The sequence below is a fragment of the Laceyella putida genome (genome assembly GCF_042665195.1).
GTDB lineage: Bacteria > Bacillota > Bacilli > Thermoactinomycetales > Thermoactinomycetaceae > Laceyella > Laceyella putida.
This window is the reverse complement of record NZ_JBHTBW010000007.1, coordinates 1-24,040: the sequence shown is the minus strand read 5'-3', so window position 1 is coordinate 24,040 and position 24,040 is coordinate 1. Positions and strand designations below refer to the sequence as shown.

Annotated in this window: 21 protein-coding genes and 1 pseudogene; 8 read left to right on the top strand and 14 right to left on the bottom strand. The window is 49.9% G+C overall.

Annotated features, from left to right (window positions below; genetic code table 11):
• Window positions 1-2: 2 nt before the first annotated feature.
• Window positions 3-311, bottom strand: coding sequence for an ArsR/SmtB family transcription factor (locus tag ACFQNG_RS03680; RefSeq protein ID WP_379863507.1), 309 nt, complete (start codon window positions 309-311; stop codon window positions 3-5).
• Window positions 312-556: 245 nt separating this feature from the next.
• Here ACFQNG_RS03680 and ACFQNG_RS03675 point away from each other — a divergent pair, with 245 nt between their 5' ends.
• Together ACFQNG_RS03675 and ACFQNG_RS03670 are read left to right on the top strand one after the other, a co-directional pair.
• The gene (locus ACFQNG_RS03675) at window positions 557-2,671 is read left to right on the top strand and encodes a heavy metal translocating P-type ATPase (RefSeq protein ID WP_379863506.1); all 2,115 of its coding nucleotides are present in this window, start codon (window positions 557-559) and stop codon (window positions 2,669-2,671) included.
• A gap of 164 nt (window positions 2,672-2,835) precedes the next feature.
• Window positions 2,836-2,967 (top strand): annotated as a pseudogene (locus ACFQNG_RS03670) (redoxin domain-containing protein); the annotation flags it as partial.
• Window positions 2,968-3,401: 434 nt separating this feature from the next.
• Here ACFQNG_RS03670 and ACFQNG_RS03665 read toward each other — a convergent pair.
• The 4 genes from ACFQNG_RS03665 to ACFQNG_RS03650 form a co-directional block, all read right to left on the bottom strand.
• Window positions 3,402-4,268, bottom strand: coding sequence for a patatin-like phospholipase family protein (locus tag ACFQNG_RS03665; protein ID WP_379863505.1), 867 nt, complete (start codon window positions 4,266-4,268; stop codon window positions 3,402-3,404).
• Window positions 4,269-4,377: 109 nt separating this feature from the next.
• A complete protein-coding gene (locus ACFQNG_RS03660) occupies window positions 4,378-4,551 on the bottom strand; it encodes a DUF2243 domain-containing protein (protein WP_379863504.1) in 174 nt (57 codons plus the stop codon).
• Window positions 4,552-4,671: 120 nt separating this feature from the next.
• Complete coding sequence (locus ACFQNG_RS03655) at window positions 4,672-5,589, bottom strand: pseudouridine-5'-phosphate glycosidase (RefSeq protein WP_379863503.1); 918 nt, start codon at window positions 5,587-5,589, stop codon at window positions 4,672-4,674.
• Window positions 5,586-6,533, bottom strand: a complete 948-nt coding sequence (locus ACFQNG_RS03650; protein ID WP_379863502.1) for a carbohydrate kinase family protein — start codon at window positions 6,531-6,533, stop codon at window positions 5,586-5,588. Before ACFQNG_RS03650 ends, ACFQNG_RS03655 begins: the two co-directional genes overlap by 4 nt.
• A 235-nt stretch (window positions 6,534-6,768) precedes the next feature.
• On the opposite strand from ACFQNG_RS03650, the gene ACFQNG_RS03645 reads away from it, so the two are divergent.
• From ACFQNG_RS03645 to ACFQNG_RS03635, 3 genes are all read left to right on the top strand, one after another.
• Entirely contained in the window at window positions 6,769-7,887 is a 1,119-nt protein-coding gene (locus tag ACFQNG_RS03645) for a mandelate racemase/muconate lactonizing enzyme family protein (RefSeq protein WP_379863501.1), read from the top strand.
• A gap of 39 nt (window positions 7,888-7,926) precedes the next feature.
• Window positions 7,927-8,085 (top strand): hypothetical protein, encoded by a 159-nt coding sequence (locus ACFQNG_RS03640; protein WP_379863500.1) that lies wholly within the window; start codon window positions 7,927-7,929, stop codon window positions 8,083-8,085.
• Window positions 8,086-8,586: 501 nt separating this feature from the next.
• Window positions 8,587-10,095: a golvesin C-terminal-like domain-containing protein gene (locus ACFQNG_RS03635; RefSeq protein ID WP_379863499.1), complete on the top strand. Its 1,509-nt coding sequence runs from the start codon at window positions 8,587-8,589 to the stop codon at window positions 10,093-10,095.
• Between the two features lie 65 nt (window positions 10,096-10,160).
• On the opposite strand, the gene ACFQNG_RS03630 is transcribed toward ACFQNG_RS03635, so the two are convergent.
• The gene (locus ACFQNG_RS03630) at window positions 10,161-10,376 is read right to left on the bottom strand and encodes a hypothetical protein (protein WP_379863497.1); all 216 of its coding nucleotides are present in this window, start codon (window positions 10,374-10,376) and stop codon (window positions 10,161-10,163) included.
• Between the two features lie 197 nt (window positions 10,377-10,573).
• A complete protein-coding gene (locus tag ACFQNG_RS03625; RefSeq protein ID WP_379863496.1) occupies window positions 10,574-11,593 on the bottom strand; it encodes a LacI family DNA-binding transcriptional regulator in 1,020 nt (339 codons plus the stop codon).
• A 376-nt stretch (window positions 11,594-11,969) separates the two neighbouring features.
• Here ACFQNG_RS03625 and ACFQNG_RS03620 point away from each other — a divergent pair, with 376 nt between their 5' ends.
• Complete coding sequence (locus ACFQNG_RS03620) at window positions 11,970-13,226, top strand: family 16 glycosylhydrolase (RefSeq protein ID WP_379863495.1); 1,257 nt, start codon at window positions 11,970-11,972, stop codon at window positions 13,224-13,226.
• A 356-nt stretch (window positions 13,227-13,582) separates the two neighbouring features.
• Here the strand turns inward: ACFQNG_RS03620 and ACFQNG_RS03615 are convergent, their stop codons facing one another.
• From ACFQNG_RS03615 to ACFQNG_RS03605, 3 genes are all read right to left on the bottom strand, one after another.
• The gene (locus tag ACFQNG_RS03615) at window positions 13,583-14,209 is read right to left on the bottom strand and encodes a fumarylacetoacetate hydrolase family protein (RefSeq protein WP_379863494.1); all 627 of its coding nucleotides are present in this window, start codon (window positions 14,207-14,209) and stop codon (window positions 13,583-13,585) included.
• Between the two features lie 155 nt (window positions 14,210-14,364).
• Window positions 14,365-15,999: a ribosomal protection-like ABC-F family protein gene (gene abc-f / locus ACFQNG_RS03610; RefSeq protein WP_379863493.1), complete on the bottom strand. Its 1,635-nt coding sequence runs from the start codon at window positions 15,997-15,999 to the stop codon at window positions 14,365-14,367.
• A 95-nt stretch (window positions 16,000-16,094) separates the two neighbouring features.
• Window positions 16,095-16,226: a hypothetical protein gene (locus ACFQNG_RS03605; protein ID WP_379863492.1), complete on the bottom strand. Its 132-nt coding sequence runs from the start codon at window positions 16,224-16,226 to the stop codon at window positions 16,095-16,097.
• Window positions 16,227-16,591: 365 nt separating this feature from the next.
• Here ACFQNG_RS03605 and ACFQNG_RS03600 point away from each other — a divergent pair, with 365 nt between their 5' ends.
• Together ACFQNG_RS03600 and ACFQNG_RS03595 are read left to right on the top strand one after the other, a co-directional pair.
• Window positions 16,592-16,885 (top strand): hypothetical protein, encoded by a 294-nt coding sequence (locus ACFQNG_RS03600; RefSeq protein ID WP_379863491.1) that lies wholly within the window; start codon window positions 16,592-16,594, stop codon window positions 16,883-16,885.
• A gap of 149 nt (window positions 16,886-17,034) precedes the next feature.
• Window positions 17,035-18,093, top strand: coding sequence for an SDR family oxidoreductase (locus ACFQNG_RS03595; protein WP_379863490.1), 1,059 nt, complete (start codon window positions 17,035-17,037; stop codon window positions 18,091-18,093).
• Between the two features lie 144 nt (window positions 18,094-18,237).
• Here ACFQNG_RS03595 and ACFQNG_RS03590 read toward each other — a convergent pair whose 3' ends face one another.
• The 4 genes from ACFQNG_RS03590 to dcuS all read right to left on the bottom strand — a co-directional run bounded on the left by ACFQNG_RS03590 (window position 18,238) and on the right by dcuS (window position 23,735).
• On the bottom strand, window positions 18,238-19,557 hold the full coding sequence (locus ACFQNG_RS03590; protein WP_379863489.1) for an ammonium transporter: 1,320 nt from the start codon (window positions 19,555-19,557) through the stop codon (window positions 18,238-18,240).
• 309 nt (window positions 19,558-19,866) lie between these two features.
• A complete protein-coding gene (locus ACFQNG_RS03585; RefSeq protein ID WP_379863488.1) occupies window positions 19,867-21,138 on the bottom strand; it encodes a dicarboxylate/amino acid:cation symporter in 1,272 nt (423 codons plus the stop codon).
• A gap of 270 nt (window positions 21,139-21,408) precedes the next feature.
• On the bottom strand, window positions 21,409-22,134 hold the full coding sequence (locus tag ACFQNG_RS03580; protein ID WP_379863487.1) for a response regulator: 726 nt from the start codon (window positions 22,132-22,134) through the stop codon (window positions 21,409-21,411).
• Entirely contained in the window at window positions 22,131-23,735 is a 1,605-nt protein-coding gene (gene dcuS / locus ACFQNG_RS03575) for a DcuS/MalK family sensor histidine kinase (RefSeq protein WP_379863485.1), read from the bottom strand. The genes ACFQNG_RS03580 and dcuS overlap by 4 nt, the downstream gene beginning before the upstream one ends.
• Window positions 23,736-24,040 lie beyond the last annotated feature (305 nt).

The following is a 24,040-nucleotide window of genomic DNA, read 5'->3' as shown; positions in this document are numbered from 1 at the left end:
CTTTAATCATGTTCCACATGATGAATCGTTTGATGTAATAGTTTTACTACATGCTCGTCGTCACATGTGTAATAAATCGTACGCCCCTCTCTGCGCGCTTTAACTAAACGCAAAGAACGTAATAAGGAGAGTTGATGAGAGACGGCCGATTGGGATAGCCCCAATACTTCAGCAATATGACTCACCGAGCACTCCTCTTCAGACAACAAGAATAATAAGCGAATACGGGTAGGATCAGCCAACGCCTTAAAAATGAGACTGGCCTCTTCTACAGTATCTTCCGACAAAAAAACGTGTTTATCTTTTTTCACTTTTTCATCTCCTGCTTTCCATGTTATTATCTTATATGAGCAATTATTCATTTATCATATTAGTTCATCTCTTGATTACATTCAACAACTATATATTCAAATATTGATTTAACCATTTAATCGTTGAATCCTACAATTTAAATGAAGGGCATAAATTATAACTCATTAGGAGAGAAATGACGTGCAAAATGACAATGTCCAGATCTTATTCGCGCTCCATCTAAAAACAAAAGGAGTGGATTCATTTGGTTCAATCACCCAATAAAAAGGTCTTTCGTGTTGAAGGTTTCACTTGTGCCGGGTGTGCTGCCAAGTTTGAAGACAATGTGAAAAAGCTACCTGGAGTCATCGATGCCCAAGTCAATTTTGGGGCCTCCAAAATTACGATCTACGGGGATCCCACTATGAAAGCGCTAGAACAAGCCGGATCTCTTGAAAACCTTAAGCTTTATCCAGACAGCCTAAATGTTCAAATAGAAAAGAAACCTTTCTGGAAGCGCAAAGAATTGTTGCAAATACTCATTTCACTCGGTTTTTCCCTCCTTGGCTGGTATTTTGGAGAAAGCAGTAGTTCCGCCACCATTTCATACTTATTAGCTATGTTTGTATCCGGTTATGATTTATTTAAACGAGGAATCACAAACCTTATTCGGTTGCAATTCGACATGCACACACTCATGACGATCGCTGTTCTTGGCGCAGTTGCCATTGGAGAATGGGCCGAAGGTGCGACCGTGGTCATTTTGTTTGCGATTAGTGAAATGTTAGAAACTTATTCAATGGATAAAGCTCGACAGTCCATACGCTCATTGATGGATATCGCACCCCAGCAGGCTCTCATTCGGCGTGGAAACGATGAAAAGAGCATTCCCGTGGATGAAATCCAAATCGGTGACATCATGATTGTCAAACCTGGACAAAAGCTTGCCATGGATGGGATTGTTGTTAAAGGGACCACTACCATCAACCAAGCCCCGATCACAGGGGAATCAATTCCAGTGACCAAGTCTATGGGCGATGAAGTCTATGCCGGTACGCTAAACGAAGAAGGCGCATTGGAAGTGAAAGTAACCAAACGGGTTGAAGATACAACCATTGCAAAAATTATTCATTTGGTTGAAGAAGCTCAAGCAGAACGCGCCCCTTCCCAAGCTTTTGTTGATCGCTTTGCGAAGATTTACACTCCAGCCATCCTGATTGCAGGTTTATTTACTGCCGTCATTCCCCCTCTCGTATTTCAAGCGGACTGGAATGATTGGATTTATCGGGGGTTGGCGCTTTTGGTCGTCGGATGTCCATGCGCACTGGTGATTTCAACCCCTGTGTCCATTGTAACGGCAATCGGTAATGCGGCACGTAATGGTGTATTAATTAAAGGTGGAATTTACTTGGAAGAAGCAGGAACTCTCTCTGCCGTTGCTTTCGACAAAACTGGAACCTTAACCAAAGGAGTTCCAGTCGTAACAGATATGACAGCCTTTGTGAAAGACAAAGAAGACGAGTTCCTGGCGATTACAGCTGCCATTGAAAAAAACTCTCAGCATCCACTCGCTTCATCGATTATTCGAAAAGCCGAAGAAAAAAATTTGGATACTCAATCATTGGCCGTAGAAGAATTCACCTCCATTACAGGTAAAGGGGTACAGGCTAAGGTCCAAGGAACCCAGTATTATGTGGGAAGTCCAGCTTTATTCAATGAGTTGTTGCCAAATGGCTTATCTGAGGAGCAGGCTCACTTGATTCAAATGCTCCAGATCCAAGGCAAAACGGTAATGATCTTAGGAATCGATATTGAAGCGCTCGCCCTGATTGCTGTGGCTGACGAAGTTCGTGAAAGTAGTAAAGAAGTCATTCAACAACTTCATCAAATGGGCATTGATAAAACCGTCATGTTAACTGGAGATAACCAAGCAACCGCAAATGCCATTGGTCAGCGTTTAGAAGTTGGCGAGGTTCAAGCCGATCTTCTACCACATCAAAAGCTAGAGTTTATTAAGGAACTGCGATCAAATGGCTCCAAAGTGGCAATGGTCGGAGACGGAGTGAATGACGCCCCCGCTTTGGCCGCTGCTACCGTAGGCATCGCCATGGGTGGAGTCGGAACTGACACAGCTCTTGAAACGGCAGATATCACTTTAATGGGTGACGATTTAAGGAAATTGCCTTTTACCATTAAGTTGAGCCGCAAAGCCTTACGCATTATCAAACAAAACATCACCTTCTCCCTCATCATTAAAGCTGTAGCGTTGCTGCTTATCATCCCAGGCTGGCTTACGCTTTGGATGGCCGTCTTTGCCGATATGGGGGCAACGCTGTTAGTTACCTTAAATGGTTTGCTCCTCTTAAAAATAAAATCATGAAGTTAAGCTGGTCTTAAGCGATCGGCTATCAGATTGTTGCAAAAGGAGATACCCTTCCATGAATCATCAGCAAAGATACTGGATACGCAGACTGTTCTGTTGCTTGTGATAGGTTTAGCACCTTCGCGCTTTTTCAAAGCTTTATGTAAAAAGATAAAGAACAGTTGGAGGTCGGTGATTTTGCTCCCAATTTTCAAGTACAAACACTTGATGGCAAATTAAGCGACTATCGTGGCAAAGTCGTATTGCTTAATTTTTGGGCCACGTGGTTTGGACCTTGCCGCACCGAGATGCCCGGGCATTAGGTTGGTCGATCGTATTGGTGTTTACTATTGGCGGGCTAGCCATCCAGCCTCTTTATACCCCGTGGGCGGGTTTCTCGCCCATGCTGTCCATTTCTTAGCTGTATCCATCTGAACCGGAATATAGGTGGAGTTATCCTCTTATTAAAATTCAAGCAGATCATCAATCGAGTCACATACAAGGAATAGCCCATTTTTTATCAATAAACGCTTTTTCGTGAACACCAACACGATCGATCTTCATGATGCGTCATTTATCCAAAAAACTAGAAGTATCTGAATACTGACTATTATTCTCATATCCGTATTTAAAATAATCTATGGTTTCAAAATCCCCAGGCTGAAGTTGGGTTTTCTCGTTCGCAAGGATATAAAAAAGAAGCTACTGACAGCAAAAGCCAGTAGCTTCTTTCAACCGGTCGCCTGTCCTACACAGATTCATTCGCCATCCTGGAATGAAGGATCCGTTTGATCTGGTCCATCTGTTTCAGCGCATGTTCATACCCCAATTGCAGGCAGAGGCGCGATTTGTCAAAATCAAAGATGCCAATCGATTTGGCTTCAGGCTGCAACACCAGGTCGGCTCGTTGCGTCACATGCTTGATTTGGTGCGCCAAACCGATGCTCACTGCCCGCTTCAACACGGACAGGCCGGACGGGAAAGGTGACTCAACCGGTTCAACTGACACCATGTTGATGGCGATGACCCGCTCCGCTCCCATGGCCTGAAGCGTCGTGACAGGACAATTATCGACAAGCCCCCCATCGACAAGCACGCGATTCTCATATTCAACCGGCCTGAACAAGAGCGGAATCGAACAGCTCGACTGCACGGCTACGGCAATGGGGATATCCGTAATCACTTCCGAATCGGGGCAGGGATTCTCCAATGGCTGGGAAGAAAAGATCACTTTTTTCCCCGTTTTCAAATCCGTCGCCACCACGGCCACCGGCAGGCGAAGATCGCGCATGACCGCTTGCTTTGTCTTGCGGTCGACCCATTGATTCAGCCACTCCCCCTTAAACAAACCCGGAAGGGAGAAATCGCCGCTCAACAGTTTGCGCACGAGCTCTTTATAATCAAAGTCCAACACTTTCCGCGTCATCGAGGGTATGAACGACATCATTTCATCCACGGAAAACCCATAGCCATACAGCGCCGCCACCATGCCCCCCGAACTCGTCCCCGCAATGGCATGAATCTGAATACCCTGCTCTTCCAGCGCTTTCAACACCCCTATATGGGCGCAACCGGCAATGCCCCCTCCACTTAATGCCACTCCGATTTTTTCCATGCCGCCTGACCTCTCGCCTAAGTTAATAATTTCAGTATCTGCCTGGCGCATGGGGTGTATTCTTGTCAAAATCATCCGTCTTTTGCTTCAGCCCATCTTGAGCCGGTCATTATTCTTCCCGTTTCACGACCAAATGGAAAAATCCATCACTTAGCTCCTGATCTGCTTTGGTGCAATACATTACCATGCTATGCCACTGCAAAAGTTGGTGAAAAATAATGCCATCCAGTATGCCAATAACACCCATGCCAAAGAGAAATGCGCCCCAAAACTGTTTGCCCATCTTAACACTCCCAATCGACATTGTTGTCCATAGAAGGTTCCCTCAATCGACGACCCCCATAAAATATGCGGCCCACTTCACCGCGATTTGCGCTGGAGTGGGCTTGTTGATAATTCCCCATTACTCGATCCGCTTCTGATAGGCCACGGCGATCCGGGCCGCGACATGGGCATTGTTTTTCACCAATGCGATATTGGCTGTCAAGCTCTTGCCCGCGGTGAGTGCTTTGATTCGCTCCAATAGGAAGGGGGTCACCCGCTTCCCCGTGATTCCTTCTTGTTTGGCTTCATTCAAGGCCCGCTGAATGACCCTTTCCATTTCTCCCGCATCCAGGGCCGCGTCACGCGGGACAGGATTGGCGATAACCAGTCCCCCATCCAATCCCAGTTGCCATTTCGCATGCATCACCCGGGCGATCTCCTCCGGCGTGTCGATACGGTAATCGACTTGATATCCGCTTTCCCGCGCATAGAAGGAAGGGAACGCTTCGGTTTGATAACCGATGACAGGGACGCCTTGCGTTTCCAGGACTTCCAATGTCCGCCCAATGTCCAAGATTGACTTCACACCAGCGCTTACGACAGCCACATTGGTATGGGCCAACTCCATCAAATCGGCGGAGATGTCCATCGTCCGTTCCCCATCCCGATGCACCCCTCCAATCCCCCCGGTGGCAAATACGCGAATGCCCGCGCCCGCCGCGCATATCATGGTCGCCGCAACCGTGGTAGCTCCTATTTTCCCCATCGCCAAGACATAAGGCAGATCACGGCGGCTCACTTTTTCCACCTGTTTATGGGTAGCCAATTCCTGAAGTTCCTTTTCGGTTAGCCCGATTTTGATCCGGTGATCCATGATGGCGATTGTCGCCGGCACAGCCCCTTGATCACGAATGATCTGCTCCACTTCTTTCGCCATGAACAGATTGTGCGGATACGGCATGCCGTGCGAAATGATCGTGCTCTCCAAGGCGACGATGGGCCGCCCTTCCGATGCTGCCCTCTCCACTTCGGATGATAACTGCAACCATTCTCTCATGCGCTTTCCCCTTTTAACCCTTGCTGAATTCGCTCAAAGTTTAATTCTGTCGTCACATTATCGATCGTTTGCAATGCGAGCCGAGCGACGGCCAACCCAAACCGGGCCGATTCCAAACAGCCCGCCCCATGCAACCATCGAACCAAAACCCCCGCCACAAAGGCATCTCCCGCACCGGTTGTGTCGACTACCGTGACCGTCGATGCCGGCAAGTGGAGAAGTTCATCCGATGAGGCGCAAAGCACCCCCTCTTCGCCCAACGTGAGAAAGACATGACGCACCCCTTGCCCAACCAAGTCCGCCGCCACCGCTTTGGCATCGGCCAACGATAAAATAGATCGGCCCGCCAACGCCTCCGCTTCCTCGCGGTTGGCAAAGAGCATTTCCATCCCGGCCAGACACGCCTTCACTTTCGGCGCTTTCAGGGCGGATACCGGATTTACACAAACCGGAACCCGTTCCCGCCGGCACCGCTCGATCACGTAACGAAGCGTCTCTTCCGGGAGATTGGCATCGAGAAAAACCAAAGAAGCGCCACGAATCTCAGGCCAGTATGGCTCAATCCAAGCCACCGTCATCTCTTCATATATCACCATATCGGCAAACGAAACAACCAATTCGCCGCCCTGGTCAATCAGCGCTGTATAGGTTCCCGTCCGGGCCGTGGGACTGATATCGACAAGTTGAACATCCACGCCGGCCCGTTTCGTCCCCGCCATGACTCTTTCCCCCATCCGATCTTGTCCCACGCGGGAGAGAAGGGAGACGCAACCTCCCAAGCGAGCCACTGTTTCAGCCACATTGCGCGCCACCCCGCCGCATGTTTCCATAACCACGGCGGGATTGGAAGAGCCCAAAATGACTTTGGTTTGACTGACCGCTTTGCGATCCAAGTGGGCTCCACCGATACATAAGAGCAACGACTGGGCATTCTCTTGATTCACCAAGCCATCTCTCCTCTTTCTATTTGATCAACAACCATGCAGGGTAAAACGGGGTCATTTTTTTGCATTTTTATTTCTTTTCAGATATATTCAATTCTAGTTTAACAAAACTTACCTGGGTGAACCAGTTTTTTTACCCATCTCCCTCACACGGCTACACATCAAGTCCATCCATTTGCATGATTTTATTGGAATAAGCTCACATTACATAAAAAGTGCAAACGCGAGGCCACCCATGCTTATTCAACAAGTGGATTTGTTCCCTTTGTATTATCCCCTTGCGGAACCATACGGTGATGCCAACGGCTATAAAGGTTACCGCACCTGCTTTCTCATTCAGATACGCACCCAATCCGGCTTGGAAGGATGGGGAGAGTGTGTGGATTGGTTGCCCACTCTGGAAAAAGGGTTTCGGCAACGAATCATTCCTTTTTTGCTTGGGAAAAAGGCAACAGACCGAACGCACCTCATTTCCACCATTCAACGATGGCACAATCGGTCGGCCACAGCCGTCAGCATGGCTTTAACGGAAATCCTGGCCCGACACGCCAATTGTTCCGTATGCGATCTGTGGGGAGGCCGTTTGCGGAAGCATGTTCCCGTGTATGCCTCCTTTCAATCCTATACCGAGCGCCCCGATTGGATTTCCCATTCGCTCCAACAGGTAGACCAAATCATCTCAACCGGATTTACCGCCATCAAAGTGAAAGTGGGCGGCAAACCATTCCAAGAGGATCAACAACACATCTCCCGCATGCTGCGTTTGCTGGATGGACAAATCAAGCTTGCCATCGACGCGAATCAAAGTTATGATCCAGCCACCGCGCTCAAGTGGAATTCCCTATTTCGGCAATACGATCAATGGCTTTGGTTTGAAGAGCCTCTCCCGTTCAATCATTTAAGCGCCTACGCCTTTTTGCGATCCCGCTCCGACATCCCCGTCGCCGGCGGCGAAAACAAACAACAACCGTTGGATTTCCTCACCCTTATGCAGAAGGAATTGCTGGACATCATTCAACCGGATCCGATGCATTTGGGCGGAATCGAAGCTTATCGAGACACTCTGCAGCTGGCTCGCCACCATGGCGTCCGCGTCTCTCCCCATACCTACGATGGCTTTCTGGCACGCTGGTATGCGATCTTGGCACACTGTTGTTTGCCCGCCTGGAGCAAGATGGCCGGAGAAGAAATGGAGCCGGTGGAGTGGGATGTGATGACAAACCCATTCCAATCCCTGCTTTCCGTCCGGCCCGTCAATGGCTTGGTCACCATTCCCGAAGGAAGCGGCATTGGCGTGGAATGGGATCTGGAACGGCTCGAATCCCTCCTCTGGGATGGAACTCCCTATGCCTGACCGGGTCAACTCCAACCACACGAAAAGAGGTGAAAGATCATGAAACATGAAAACAACCCGTTTCCACGGATTGAAGCAGAAGAATTCCTGCATCCGGACATGGCCACGGAAGAAGATAGAGGCGAAGGCGCCACCGCTTTGATCTACAGTGAATCGTCATCAGATGAACCAAACTGGGATCTTCATGAAGAACGTTGATCCACTCCCGCTCATCCCCTTCCTGACAGAAGGGGATTTCTTGCTTTTCTTAACCGAACGTTGAATAAATCGGGTGGGTTACACCCTTTTGTATTAAAATTTCCTCTATTTAAATTAAGTATAATAATATTATTTACTTTTAGAAAATTATTTCTTATAATGATATCGAATCCCCTGAAGCAGGGATTGAAACCTTCCACTTGCTTTATTTCTATTTCTTAATTATCTCTCGTTTTTGAAAAACATCCCTTTCAGCAACTCCTTCTTTAGCGACACGGCAAGTTGATCTTGCACGATTCTAACCCCCGCTCATACAAAATGGACATGCATCCCCTTTGCAAGCAATCGAGTTCAGAAAATTTCTTCTATCATTCCGTCCCATTAAACACTTCTCTTTCTTTCCCCAACCTTTCGCAGCACAACAGTCATGTCATTCCTATCTCGTCCCGGCATCTGTTTATCCCGTCTCACGATCCCCAAATGGCAAGGAGGCATCCCTTTATGAGAACTCGTTTATTCGTCTGTTTCTCTATATTGTGCCTATTATCGCTCTCTTTCTTTCCTGCTCCTTCGATTGCGGCGACAGATAAACCCGAGTCATTGGCCCAACTCTTCACCAAAGCAGCCGCCGAATTCGATGTGCCCGTTGAAATTCTGCTCGCGATTGGTTATGCCGAAACAAGATGGATGGACCATCAAGGCGAGCCCAGCCAACTCAATGGGTATGGCATCATGCACTTGGCGGAAAACCCCCAAAATGACTCACTCGTCCAAGCCAGTCGGTTGTTGGGTGTCGACAAAGAAGTGTTAACCCGCGATATCGCATCAAACATTCGAGGCGCCGCGGCGGTGTTGCGGCAATTGGCAACAAAGCAGAACCAAGGGGACGTGCCGAAAAAATTGGCCGACTGGTATACCACCGTCGCCAGTTACAGCGGACTCTCCAGCAAGCAGACGCAAAAATGGTACGCGGATGACGTCTATCATTTCATCAACACCGGGGTTTCCCGCGTCATCAACGGCAAAGAGGTCAAACTGAAACCGACCCCCGTCACCCCGAATCGCGGTGAATACAACCGGATCGACCTACCTGTGGCCCAAGCCACCCCCGATTATCCCGGAGCGCGCTGGGTCGCGGCATCCAGCGCCAACTATACCACCGCCAACAGGGAATCCGACGGCAACGCGATTAATTATGTCATCATCCACACCACCCAAGGTTCTTATGCGGGGACCATCAGTTGGTTCCAAAACCCTTCCGCCCAGGTGAGCGCCCACTATGTCATCCGTTCCAGTGACGGAGAGGTTACCCAAATGGTGCAAAACAAAGATATCGCCTGGCATGCCGGCAACTGGGATTACAATGTTCATTCCGTGGGGATTGAGCATGAAGGCTACGTCAGTGATCCCGCTTGGTATACGGATGCGATGTACCGCGCTTCCGCCAATCTGACCCGCTGGTTGTGCGACACTTACGGCATTCCGAAAGACCGCAGCCATATCATTGGCCACAACCAAGTTCCCGGGGCCACCCATACCGATCCGGGACCCAACTGGGATTGGAACTATTACATGAGCTTGGTCAACCAAACAGGGGGCGGCACCGATGCGATCGTCGACAACACCACATCGGGTCGCTTCACCGCCAGCGGCAACTGGGCTGTCGGCACGACCAACGTCCAAAAATACGGAACGGATTACCGCTACGCCAACCCCGAAGCCGTCAGTGACGCCGCTTGGTTTAAAGTGAACATTCCCGCTTCCGGCAGTTATGATGTGTATGCCTGGTGGCCAGCGGGTTCCATCTACAACGACAGCACCCCCTATGTGATCAAAACATCATCCGGCAATCAGAGCGTGTATGTCTCCCAACGCTCCAGCGGGGGGATCTGGAACCATCTCGGCACCTTTAACCTGACTGCGGGTGATTCAAACGTCGTCGCCGTGTCCCGCTGGACCTCGGGCACCGGTTATGTCATAGCCGACGCGGTTAAAATCGTGAAAAGGTAAACCTCTTCTGATTCCGCATACAAAAAAGGATCGGCAAAGCTGCACATTTGCCGATCCTTCGTCCATTATTGAGGTTGGTCCAGCGCCGCCGCCTCCGCAGCTTGCCTTTCCACTGGCTCCACTGGCTTCGTCTCTTTTTTGAACAGGGGGGCGATATATTTTCTTACAAAAAAGCCCGCAAACAGTAGGATGACCACTGCTTTGATGAGAAACAGCAACAAGTCAGCTCCCAAAGGGATCAATAATTGATTCACATAATCTGGTTGGCCCATCGTCGGCATAGTCGAACACTCCCATATGTATGTAATAGAAAAGACTTTCACTCATTCTATCATAATTCGCAGTCCATATGACTGATTCGTCATAAAATGATCATTTCAATCATGTTCCCCGTTTCTTGTCGGGAACAAGGAGGCCCGTCCGCATGCCCGGACCGAAACCTCCTTGGAACACACGACAAGGGATTCCGCCATTCCCTTCACTCCACCTGACTGCCGCAAGACCGACGGACCACCAATGCCGGTTCCACCAGAGCGGAGGTGAAACTCATTTTTCCATCCATCAAATCAAGCAACATCCGCGCCGCCAACCGCCCCAGCTTTTCCTTGTCCTGATTGATTGAAGTGAGGGGAGGATCCAGGTATGGCGCGACATTGATATTGTCACAGCCTACAATCGCGATATCGTCGGGAATCCTTAGCCCCGCTTCTTTGATCGCCTGCATCGCTCCCACCGCCATCCAATCCGACGCGCAAAAAACCGCTTCAGGCGCCTTGCCGGATTCCATCAAACGCTTCATGGCGAGATAACCGCTCTCCACATAAAAATCCCCCTGCAACATCCATTCTTTCCGCACAGGAAGTCCCAGCTTTTTCATGCTATGCTCAAATCCCTGCCGCCGAATCTTCGCCACCGTTGAATCTGGCGTACCGCCAATGTAGGCGATTTCCCTATAACCCAGGCGGTGAAAATGCTCCACAACCAACTGGGAGATTTGGTGGTTGTCGGACATGATATACCCTGAATGCGTCCCTTTTAAGAATAAATCGACCCCGATGCACGGGATTTCACTGTCATCCAATTGCCCGATCACGGACTCGATTTGGTCACCGCTGATGATGATGCATCCATCCACTTGAAAATATTGGCACCGAGCCAGATAATCATCATTTTCCCGGCTCACATCCTGATTGGAAAAGAACAGCAGATCATATCCGTGTGAACCGATTTCCTTTTTAAAGGCATTGATCACATCGACAAAAAAGGGATGGTTAAAATCGGCGCTCACGTTTCCCGCGTAAATCATGGCAATCAAATGCGATTTGGTGGAGGACAGCCTCCTCGCGGAATAAGATGGCTGGTAACCGGTCTCGGCGATGATCTGCAAGATTTTCCGCTTGTTTTTCTCCCCGATGCCCGGATAATTGTTCAGCACCTTGGACACCGTTGATCTTGACACTCCAGCCAGCCGCGCAATATCAGCAATGGTCATTTTCATTGGTCATATCACCGTCATTTGTTTACTGGTCACGATAGGCCTCTTTTCATCCTTTGGAAGAAATCGGTTTCCCCATACCAAGATCATATAGGATAAAAAGCAGCGCAGTCAATCGTCATTTCCAAATATTTTAAAATAACATTCATTTTTACCCTTCCTTATAGGCGCCTCCCTGTACCCGCGCGGACTTATACGCCCTGAGCGTTGCCGTTACGGTTATAGCGACGCCCCACCCATCCCCAAATAGATTATTGACTTTTCCGACTATTTCTCATAAGATGAATCATGGAAACCGGTTTACCCATGGAATAGCCTCATTTTTTAGAAAGGGGAAAGGCCGTTTCCATGCTTAAACGAAACCCAAAGGAGGAACCCCATGTCTCTCAAACTAACCCTCACCACAGGAGTGGCGTTGTTGGCCGGTTTAACCATCACCGCAGGGAGCTTTCTGTTGCCATCCCCTGATCGCACATCCGCCGCGGGAACTTGGATTCAAGTGTGGAACGATGAATTTAACGGAACATCATTGGACACTTCCAAATGGAGTTTTGAAACCGGTCCCGGACCCAATAACGAACTTCAGCTTTATACCACCAACAACCTCTCTCTTGAAAGCGATCCCAACAATCCGGCAAATAAATATCTGACCATCCAAGCCAAAAAGGAAGACCGATCTCATAACGGACAAATGTTCCATTATACTTCCTCCCGCGTGAACACCGCCGGCAAATTCGATTTTCGCTATGGCAAAGTGGAGATGCGCGCTAAGCTTCCTTATGGACAAGGAATGTGGCCCGCCTTTTGGATGTTGGGCAGCAACTTTCCGCAAGTAGGCTGGCCGAATTCGGGGGAAATCGACATCATGGAGTATGTGGGCAAAACCCCGACCACCGTCTACGGCACCCTTCACGGTCCCGACTATAACGGAAGCACGGGAATCGGCGCTTACCACGACATGCCGGACAACCCCAGCACCCAGTTTCACACGTATACGGTCGAATGGGAACCCAACGTGATCCGGTGGTATGTCGACGGCCAACTCTATCAAGTGCGGACACCGGAAGACCTGGATGGGCGCCCATGGGCGTTTGACCACAATTTCTTCATTATCCTTAACTTGGCCGTAGGCGGAGATTGGCCCGGCTCTCCAGATAACACGACCATTTTCCCACAAAAATACCAGATCGATTATGTGCGTGTGTACCAACGCCAAAACCAAGACTACGCACCTGCGCCCGACAAATCGTTTGTCACATTGAAAGCCGCGGCCAACGGCAAATTCGTCACGGTCGACAAGTTTGTCGGTGACCGCAAACTGCGCGCCAACCGGGACGCAGCCAGCGTATGGGAGATGTTTGAAGTGAAGGATCTGGGCAATGGCCAAGTGGCTTTGCTTTCTTCAACCGATTACAAATATGTCTCCGTCAAACCGGATGGCTCCGTTGCTGCGGACCGTTCCACCATTGGACCGTGGGAAACCTTCCAAGTGGAAACCACCGCGGACGGGAAAAAAGCCTTAAAAAACTTGGGCAACCAGAATTATCTGAGTGCCGATCTGGGATTGGACTCTTTGTTGGTCTGTAACCGTCCCGTTCACAACACCTGGGAACACTTTGATTTTGTTGCAAAATAATGGGAACGGAAAAAAGATTGGGTTGACATCCATGCTTGATGATGAATAAGCGGGCAACACTTCAACCGGACACCTGAAACCGAATGGCTCCCCCCAACCAAAGATGGTGAACCAGTGGAGAACCACTTTTGCGGCGCGGGTAGTTTCTCATTGGATGCTGATTCATCATAGAGTGATGATTTTATTTATGGAGGACAAGGATACTGATGGAACGGGAAGCGTTTTGGGAATCGTTCCATTATGTTGGATTTACTCCAGTACGATTTTAAAGATCGGTTCCCCCATTGATCCGTTATGAAAAAACCAGCACCAAGACCATGGTCTTGGTGCTGGTTTTTTCACGTTTACCGTTGCCCTCAACTCCATCTCACCGAACATTCACCCAGCACTTCATCTCCCCACAACAGTTGCAAGCGGTCTCCGGCGCGTACTTTGCCCACACCGGCGGGAGTGCCCGTATAAATGATGTCCCCCGCCCCCAATCCCAAGTGGTGTCCGCAAAAATCGATGATCGTTTGCAAATCAAATATCATGTCACGGATATTGCCGCGCTGCACTTCCACCCTATTTTTCACCAAGGAAAAATCTTTCTCCCGACAAACCCGTTCCCCGGGGAATTCACAAAACTCCGTCACCAAGGCGGAGTTGGGGAAACCTTTGGCCAGGAGCCAAGGATGTCCTTGCTCTTTCAATTCCTTTTGCAGATCGCGCAAGGTGAAGTCGATGCCGAGGGCAAACTGATCCACGAGCTCTGCCACCTGAAGCCCCGCTTGATACGGTTTCGCGACATGAACAACCAGCTCCGCTTCATAGTGCACATCCCCTTTGCCGCCGGGCAACGCGATCTCTTGCCCTTTTGCCCACGCCAGCGCATGGGTGGGCTTGGCGAAGACCATCGGGGATGTGGGCACGTCGTTCCCCAGTTCCGCCGCATGCAAACGATAATTTCTGCCCACGCAATAAATGTTGCGAATGGTGTTCATCTTCCATCTCTCCCCATTTTCAAGTGCTTCTGTCGATTGATTAATTCGTCACTTTAAAAAGATAACCCAGGCGAAAACCTCTGTGAACCAACTGTGCGCAGGTCAGCCAAACAAAAAAGAGGAGCCCCGTGACGGCAGGCTCTTCCCTCTTTTCTTCAAGTCTGCGCCCGTTTGCTCCTCGCCCAATCATAGTCCCCGTCATAGCGGATGAGCCGCTGATCCGCCAACCAATAAATCGTGCCGAACAGGCGGTTCAAGAAATACCGGTCATGGGAGATGGCCAGAATGGTTCCGGGAAATTCCGCCAGCGCTTCTTCCAGTGCTTCCCGCGAGTCAATATCCAGATGATTCGTCGGCTCATCCAGCACCAACAAATTGATGTCCTGATACATCAGTTGAGCCAAGCGCAACCGCATCCGTTCCCCACCACTCAACTCTTTCACTTTGCGGAAGACGGCGGAACCATAAAAGAGAAAGCGGGCCAACAGCTGACGCGCCTCTCCTTCAGTGACGGCGACTTCCTCCCTGAACGCTTCGATCACGGTTTGCTCCGGTTCACCCTCATACCCCGCTTGGGAGAGATAACCGATTTTCACACCCGCACCCAACCGAACCGTGCCTTCATCCGCTTCTTCCTGTCCCAGAATGATACGCAACAGCGTCGATTTGCCCGTCCCGTTCGCCCCCACGATCGCGCTTCTTTCACCGAAGCGAACCAGGACATCGCTCTCCGCAAACAGCAGGCGATCCCCGTATAGCTTGCCAATGTTTTCGGCAACGATCACTTCCTTGCCGCTCCGCCCGTTCATGTCAAAGTGCAGGCGCATTTTTTTCCGCTCCAAGACGGGTTTCTTGATCTTTTCCATCCGCTCCAGGGCTTTTTCCATGCTTTTCGCGCGCCGATGCATTCCCGCATTGGGCGGGTTGGCGCGGTTGGCCCATTCTTTGAGCCGTTTGATCGTTTCTTTCATTTTTTTGATTTTCTTCTCTTGCTCTTGATACTCTCTAAATTCAGCCAACAGGCGCTCTTCCTTTTGCCTGATGAAGCTGGAATAGTTGCCCGGATAGATGACGACTTCTCCATCTTCCAAATCCCATGTTTCCGTGGTCACACGGTCAAGAAAGGTTCGATCATGGGACACGACCATCACCGCGCCTTGATACTTTTGGATATAAGTCTCCAACCATTCAACGGAAGGCAAATCCAAATGGTTGGTCGGTTCGTCCAGCAACAGGCAATCCGGTCGGGCCAGAAGCAAAACGGCCAAACCGACTTTCGTCTGTTCACCGCCGCTCAATTGCCTGAACGGCTGGTCCCACATCTCTTCCTGAATGCCCAATCCTTTGGCCACTTGGGCAATCATCGAATCGATCTGGTAACCGCCTCCTTGCTCAAACCGTTCCCGCAACACGTCCCATTCATTGAGCAGGCGGGTCAGCTTCGCTTCATCCGCGGCCTGTTCACTCATCTGGAGCGATAGCTGATTCATCTTTTGTTCGATTTGCAAAAGTTCCGCAAAAGGTTGCCGCAATATCTGTTTCACCGTCGTCGCTTCGTCCGCTTCCGGCAGTTGCGCCAGATAGCCCACTTTCGCTTGCTTGCGGATGAAGACCTCTCCTTCGTCGGGCGACTCGATCCCGGCCAAACACTTCAGCAGCGTGGTCTTCCCGCTTCCATTGGCCCCGACCAACCCAATGCGGGCTTGGTCGTGGATTTCTCCATTTATATGTTTCAGCACCCATGTGGCACCCAACATCTTTTTCAGTTGATGACATGCGCATACGATCATCGACAAGCACTCCTTTTTGGGCACAAAAAAGCCATCAGCAAGCAAACCCTGCTCATGGCTTTTTCCCCGTATATGGTGAGAAAAGTGAGGGTTCCTTACGCTACACATCGAATCGCAGGGTTATGGCTAAAAAAGGACACACGTATCCCGTCCATCGCCAAACCATAGGTAATGGCAGTGATTTCCACAGCCAACCAAACCATGCAACGATTCCATGCGCAGTTCATGAACCCTCACCCCCCTTGTCATTGATCGATAGTTTGCACTTCTCTATTTTATTTGAAATATCGGCATTGCACAAGTCCTTTTTCACTGACGGGGACGCCTCCGAAGCCCCTAGTTTGAGACGGGTTCACTAAGACGTGTCTGGCAAATCATTTTGACCGATAGGAGGCGGTGGAAAAACCTTTTCCCGATGAGCGCCTCGTCACGCGTGAAGCGAATGGGAAAACGGTTTTGGAACCGCCGACATATTTATCAGACACACCCTAATCATTCAAGCCTTTGCTCTCCGCCGCCTCCGTTTTGACCGGTTCCTTCCCCGGCAGCGCGGAACACGGGCGGGCTTGGTCGATGGAAGGGTGGGGGGCGTTTGCGACGGGGCGTTACCGGGCATATCGCCTCCTCCATCACCTTCATCGCCCTCGTCGCCCCCAATCCCATCCTTTGTCACCCAAATATTATTATTGCAACCGATATTCACCGCACCGCCCTGTTTGATCAAACAATGGAATTTCGGAATGAAATTGAACACGCACATGCTATTCCTCCTTTCCGCAGAAAAGGAATTACCCTTGCCGTTTTCATGGATCAGGCCATCCATGAAAACTCAAGCGGCGGTTGGTCGTTCCACATCGGCAAGCTCAAGAGGCACCTTTTCTGCTAATCTATGCTTCAAGAAAGCAGAGTGTCAGGGCATAGATTCGGATAAACCAATATAAACAATTCATTTGACCATAATATTCAGATTATTTATAATGATATCATCATAAAGATACCTGCAATTCATTTCATTGCTCGCTGGGAGGGGTATCATTGACCCAATACATGTTTACGGGGTTTCCAGGCTTTATTGCTTCCAAATTGTTTCATGCCTTGCAGGAAAAATCCCCATCGGCTTCGTTTGTTTTTCTCGTTCATCCAACACAATTGACTAAAGCCCGTCATATGTGCTCGAATCCACACATTCAACTTCTGCCTGGGGACATTACAAAAGAACATCTCGGCTTGTCAAAAAATCAGTTGAAACAACTCCAAGAAGAAGTCACCCATGTCTTTCACTTGGCGGCTCTCTATAATCTCGCCGTGCCAAAAGAGGCCGCCCACGCCGTCAATGTGGTCGGGACCGAACACGTCAATCGCTTCGTCCGGTCGCTGAACAATTTGCAACGGTATGTCTACTTCAGCACCGCATATGTTTCCGGAGACCGTGAAGGCCCGGTTACGGAAGATGAGCTTGATTGTGGACAAGGGTTTAAAAATCATTATGAATGGTCCAAGTTTGAAGCTGAAAAGAAGGTGGCCCAACTTGAGGGCGTGCCGGTAACGATCCTTCGCCCCGGAATTGTGGTTGGCGATTCCCAAACAGGGGAAACCGCGAAGTTTGACGGGCCATATTTCATCATGCGCTTTTTGGATGCGCTCCGCCAATGGCCCATTCCTTACATCGGAAAAGGAGAAGCTTATTTCAACATGGTTCCCGTTGATTATATCGTCGAGGCAAGCCTTGCCTTGGCCCATTCCGAAAAAGCGGTGAACCAGACCTTCCATCTCACCTCTCCTTCTCCTCCCCGCGTCCGTGAACTCATTCATATGATCAGTGAGGAACTGTTGGGGAAAAAACCGGCGCTGACCGCCCCGTTTTCCTTATTCGAGATGATAATGAAACTCCCCCCCATTCCGCGCTGGCTAAGCGTGCAAAAGGAGTCGCTGGTTTATCTGTCATCCCACGCCGAATACGATTGCCGCAAAGCCCGCTCGATCCTTCTGGCGGCGGGCATCGATTGCCCGGATGTTGCTGATTACCTGCCGCAAATCATCTCTTTTTACAAACGGCACAGGGACGATCACGATAAAAAAATCGCCGTTGAATGAAAACGGTTTCACCCAGATCTTCGCCTTCGATCCCAGCAAAATGACAAGCCTGGCGCTCACCGATGCACCAGGCTTGTTGCTTGCGTGCTTACATCCCTTAATGCACATTGCCCACGAACATGCTCATTCCTCTCCCAACCCTCTCTACAGACTTGTCCCTTCCTGTACCGAAACCAGCACATTGGCATGAACCGGTTGCGGTTGCTTTTGCACGGCAGGCTCCGTTCGCTCCTCCACACCCGCATGGCTTTCCTCCGCATGATATGCCGCCATGCCATGAATGCTCAGATCAAGCCCCCGCTGCTCTTCCTCAGGGGAAACACGGATCCCCACACTCACTTGCAGCAGCTTGCCCGCTGCGTAAGCGGAGAGATAGCCCCACGCCGCAACGGCCACGGCTCCCAACAACTGCACCAGCAAGAGGCGGGTCTGGCCCGTTGTGATCCATCCCGCTTGGATGTCGAACAAGCCGACCGCCACCGTTCCCAAAACGCCATTAAATCCATGCACCGCAACGGCGCCAACCGGATCGTCTATCTTCAGGCGCTCCACCCAATCCGTCGCAAAAATGACCAATATTCCCGCAATAAGCCCGATAATGACCGCAGCCGTCTCCGTCACAAAAGCGCAACCAGCCGTGATGGCAACCAGCCCCGCCAGCGATCCATTGATGACCATTCCCGGATCAACCGGTTTCTTGCGGATCAGATAAGCGAGAATCGTGGAAGCGCCCCCGGCCGCGGCCGCAAGAAAGGTGTTTAACGCAATGGTGGACAACCGCGCATCCCCCGCACTCAACGTGCTGCCCGCATTAAATCCAAACCAGCCAAACCACAGGATGAAGGCTCCCGCCGACGCCAAGGGAAGATTGCTCGGTGCAAACTCCCGGTTGGAGCGATTCTCCCCGTTAAAACGATTTTGGCGTGGACCAAGCAATTGAGCCAAGGCCAGCGCCGCAAAGCCGCCCATCGCATGAATCGCCGTCGAACCGGCGAAATCCTTCATTCCCAACCGCGCCAACCAGCCATGCTCAGACCAAATCCAGTGTCCCGAGATCGGATATAACACACCGCACACGATTACCGTAACCAACATATACGCCGAAAATTTCATTCTTTCGGCCACCGCGCCGGAAATGATCGACGCAACCGCAATGGCAAAGGCAATCTGAAACAACAGATAAGCCGCCAACGGCAATCCGCCCGGCCCTTGATCCGGCATCGCGCCAAAGACCTTGCCGATCAAGCCAGCCACATCTTCCCCAAACATCAGGTGAAATCCGATCACATAAAAAGCCAGTGTGCCAAAGGTTAAATCGACAAAGACTTTCATCGTGACATTGACCGCATTCTTCGCCCGCACAAAACCGGCCTCAAGCAGACTAAATCCACCTTCCATAAACACAACCATCGCCGTCGCCAACAAAACCCATAGCGTATTAAGTTCAATATTCATAACAATCATTTTCCTCCCGCACTCTTTTATGTGATTTAGTATACGATATGATTGTTATGTTTTTCAACAATTTTATGTAAGTATATTTAACATGATTTTTTTATTCATGGAAGCATATATGACACAAACTTGAGCAAATGGGCATATTCCCTGGACTTTTGTCCACAAATCTCAAAATTCAAAAATATCCCGTTGGTTTTCAGCGTTGGACGTCGACACCATCGTCGCAACAAAATGACACCCCAGGCTCTGATTGCCTGGGGTGTCCCCGGTTGCCAATGATGATTAGCCATTGTGATCCTCTCTAACGCGGTTCCTTTAAACGGCACTCGTCAGAGAAGAGTCGGCGTTTTGATCCGCCGCTTGTTGCTTGGATGCATCAAATTCATTTTCGCTTTTCGCCACGACGATGGTGGCGATCCCGTTTCCGATCATATTGACAATCGCCCGCGCCTCCGACATGAAGCGGTCAACGCCGAGCAATAAAGCCAACCCCTCCATCGGGATGACCTGCATCGCACTCAGGGTGGACGCCAACACGATAAATCCACCGCCAGTCACCGTCGCCGCGCCCTTGGATGTCAGCATGAGAATGGCGATGATCGTCAACTCTTGCGTAAGACTCAGGTCCACCCCGCTCACTTGAGCCAAGAAGACCACCGCCATGGTCAAGTAAATGGAGGTTCCGTCCAGATTGAAAGAATAACCTGTGGGCAGAACCAAGCCCACCACCGATTTGGAACAGCCATACTTCTCCATCTTGTCCATCATCCGTGGCAAAACGGATTCGGACGAAGAGGTGCCTAGCACGATCAGCAATTCTTCCTTGATGAATTTCAAATAATTCCAAAGGCTGAAGCCGTACTTTTTGCAGATGAGATTGAGCACGACAAAGACAAAGAAAAACATGGTCAGGTAGACAGACAGCATCAACTTCCCTAGCGGAATGAGCGTGGACAGGCCATAGTTGCCGATGGTATAGGAGATCGCCCCAAATGCGCCAATCGGAGCCACCCGCATCACGATATTCACGATCTTGAAAAAGGTGTGGCTCAATCGGTCAAAGAGCTCGATGACGGGATCGCCGAATTTGCCGAGGGAAGCCAAAGCGAATCCGAACAGGACAGCGAAAAAGACCACCTGGAGGATATCCCCTTTGGCAAACGACTCCACCACATTGGAGGGAACGATATGGATCAGAAAGTCAACCATATCCATTTTCTCCCCTTCATGGGCAAACTCAGCTACCTTCTCGTTCATTTTGGACCCATCCAAATGCACTCCCGCCCCCGGTTTTACCACGTTGGCGACAATGAGGCCAATGATCAGGGCGAAGGTGGTCACGATCTCAAAGTAAAGCAACGCTTTTCCTCCGACCCGCCCCACTTTTTTCATATCGCCTATTTTGGCGATTCCCAGGACAATGGTGAAAAAGATAATCGGGGCGATCACCATCTTCACCATATTAATGAAAATGTCGCCAAGCGGCTTCAAGTTTTTGGCTGTTTCCGGCGCAACGGTGCCGAGGATGATGCCGATGGCTATGGCACTCAACACCTGAAAGGTTAAATTCGTGAATAATTTCTTCATCCACCTCTACCTCCACAGTAAGCGTTTTTATGAAAATGAATAAAAAGTCCAGTCTTCCCCTTATGCCCCTCCTTTTCAATCGGGACGGTCTTGATGGAAACGGAATTTCATGCCTTGGGGATTCATCCGCCTACACGCCGCGGGAGGTAATCGCTTTCATTTTTTTCGAGAACCTCCCATTTGTAACTAACATGTTACTCTATAACCCTCCGTCCGTGTATGTTATGTAAATAATAAAAAGGTTTTGTAACAAAAGTAAGCAAGGCACCGTTATCTGTGGGGTGCCTTAAGATACGGAACGATTTTTTCTTTATTCATCTCACATAAACGATAGTGCGCTACCGGGCGCCCAACCGAACGATAAGTCAAGGTAGCCGTCACAAACCCGATATCGGTGAGGAATTTCAAATATTTGCGGACCGACACCCGCGAAATCCCCACTTTATCGGCCAACTCTTCTGTGGAAAACCCCTCATTCCCCAGTTCAAATATCAGGTTCACCACACGTTGCAACGTCTCTTGGGCCAATCCCTTGGGCAGCTCTGGCCTGGTTTCCTTGGCTCTGCTTTGATACAACAACCAATTGTCCAAATCTTCTTGGCTCAATTCCTCTTGTTTTCTCATCAATTCATGTTCTTGCTGGTACATCCGCAAAGCGGCGTTCAAACGCTCAAACTCAAAGGGCTTGATCAGATAGTCAACCGCCCCAAGCCGCAGGGCCGTTTTGATGCTGTGCATGTCATTCGCGGCGGAGATGACAATGACATCAATACTCTTCTCTTCCTTGCGGATCTCCTTCAACAATGCCAAGCCACTTTCCCCCGGCATAAAAATATCCAACAATACCAAATCGGCCATTTTCTTATCCAACACCGCCTTGGCTTCCATCGCGTTGGCCGCAACCCCGATGCACACGAACCCGGATATGGACTCCAGATAGCGTTTGTTGATTTCCGCCACCATCGGATCATCCTCCACAATCAACACTCGTATCACGATGACTCATCCTTCGCTTTGTACGGTAGATTGATGGTAAATGTCGTCCCATCTCCATCGGACGTCACAACCAAAGTGCCACCTAATTTTTCAACACTGCTCTCCACCAAATACAATCCATAACCGCGATTTTTCCCTTTGGTTGAAAAGCCTTGCTTAAATATGTCCCCGCGGATTTCATCGGGAATTCCTCCCCCGCTGTCCTGAACGGAACACGAGAAAACCGTCCCATCGTATTTAAGGAAAACACTGATTTCTTTCTTTTCACCACCCTCCACCGCCTCAATCCCATTGTCTATCAAATTACCGAGAATGGTAATCATCTCACCCACCAGCTCAGGGTCTCGCGGCAGCGGTAATGGGCAATCACCCGATAGATGCAACGTTACGCCATGTTCCCTGGCATAACTGTATTTGCTCAACAAAAATCCCGCCAAGACAGGCTCTTTCACCAGCCTGGACACCGCGCCCACTTCCATTTGGTAATGATCGGTGATGTGCTGAATGAAAGAAGACAGCTTGTCGTACTCACCGATATGCACCAGCCCCAAAATGACATGCAACTTGTTAAGGAATTCATGCGCCTGCACCCGCAATGCTTCGGCATATGATTTTACGCCGGTCAGTTGTTCCGCCAGCTGCTTCAGTTCCGTTTTGTCCCGAAACGTGGCAATGGCGCCGACCACTTGATTTTCCACTGTTACGGGAACTCGATTCACCACCAGGGTCAATCCGTTCAAACCGTATTCTTGATCAACCTCCGCCCTCCCACTCTCCAAAACATGCCGCAATCGCGATTCTGGCATAACTTCCTCAATGTTTTTTCCGACCAGTGGCCCAACCAGTCCTCTTCTCTGAAAGATGCGAACCGCTTCGGCATTGGCCACGACGATCTTCTCTTCATGATCGACTGCCAAAATGCCTTCCCGCACAGACTCCAGCATGGCGTTGCGCTCCTGCAGCAGCCCGGCGATCTGAAAAGGTTCCAATCCGAACAATATCTTTTTAACCTTGCGGGCCAACACCAAGGCCCCCGCTGCGCCCACCAAAACACCTACGATGACACCGATGTAAATGTTGCGCGCGCTTTGCGCCTTGGCCGCTTCCACCCGATCCATCAAGATCCCGACAGCGACCACCCCCACTTGCTTTCCTGCGGCGTTCCGAATGGGTTCAAACGCGCGCAACGACTTTCCGAGGGTCCCATCCGCCACAGAAATATATTCTTTCCCGGCCATCGCCTTGTCTTCGTCTCCACCGACAAAACGCTTGCCGACCTTCGTCTGATCCGGATGTGATTTTCGAATGTGATTCATATCCATCACGACGATAAACTTCACCTGGGTCATCCGACCAATCTCACTGGTGAACGACTGAATCTGCCTGTCATCCTCTTTCCCTTCCAGCGCATCGATCACCAGCGGCGAATGCGCCACCATTCTGGCAATATCGAGCGCCTTGTCGGTCAGGTGTTTATCCGTTTCTTGAACCACTTCCCTGCTTATCAAAAATCCGGTGACGGCCAATGCCAATATGACCACTGTGGCGACAAGAAGGGACATCGCCGCTTGCAAGCTAATTACCTTTTTGCCGAATTTCATGTCATTCCCTCTCACTTTCGCCGTGAATAGGTTTATTTTATAATTGTATCTTTTAGAATAGAATGGTAAAGGGATTTGTCAAAAAAAGGAATGGAAATCGAGTGGGAGAAGGTGACTAACCCCCGTTCTCTCACACCATCCCACATACCGTTCAGTATACGGACGGTGGTTCACTTTTTCACATCGAAGTGGATGAAGAATAGATAACAAGAAAAAACCACTTTCCAGTAGGAAAGTGGTGAGGCTGCTGACAAACTGCCTTGAAAGGCAGGGTCAGCAGCCTTTTTTGTCGAATCAATAAAAAA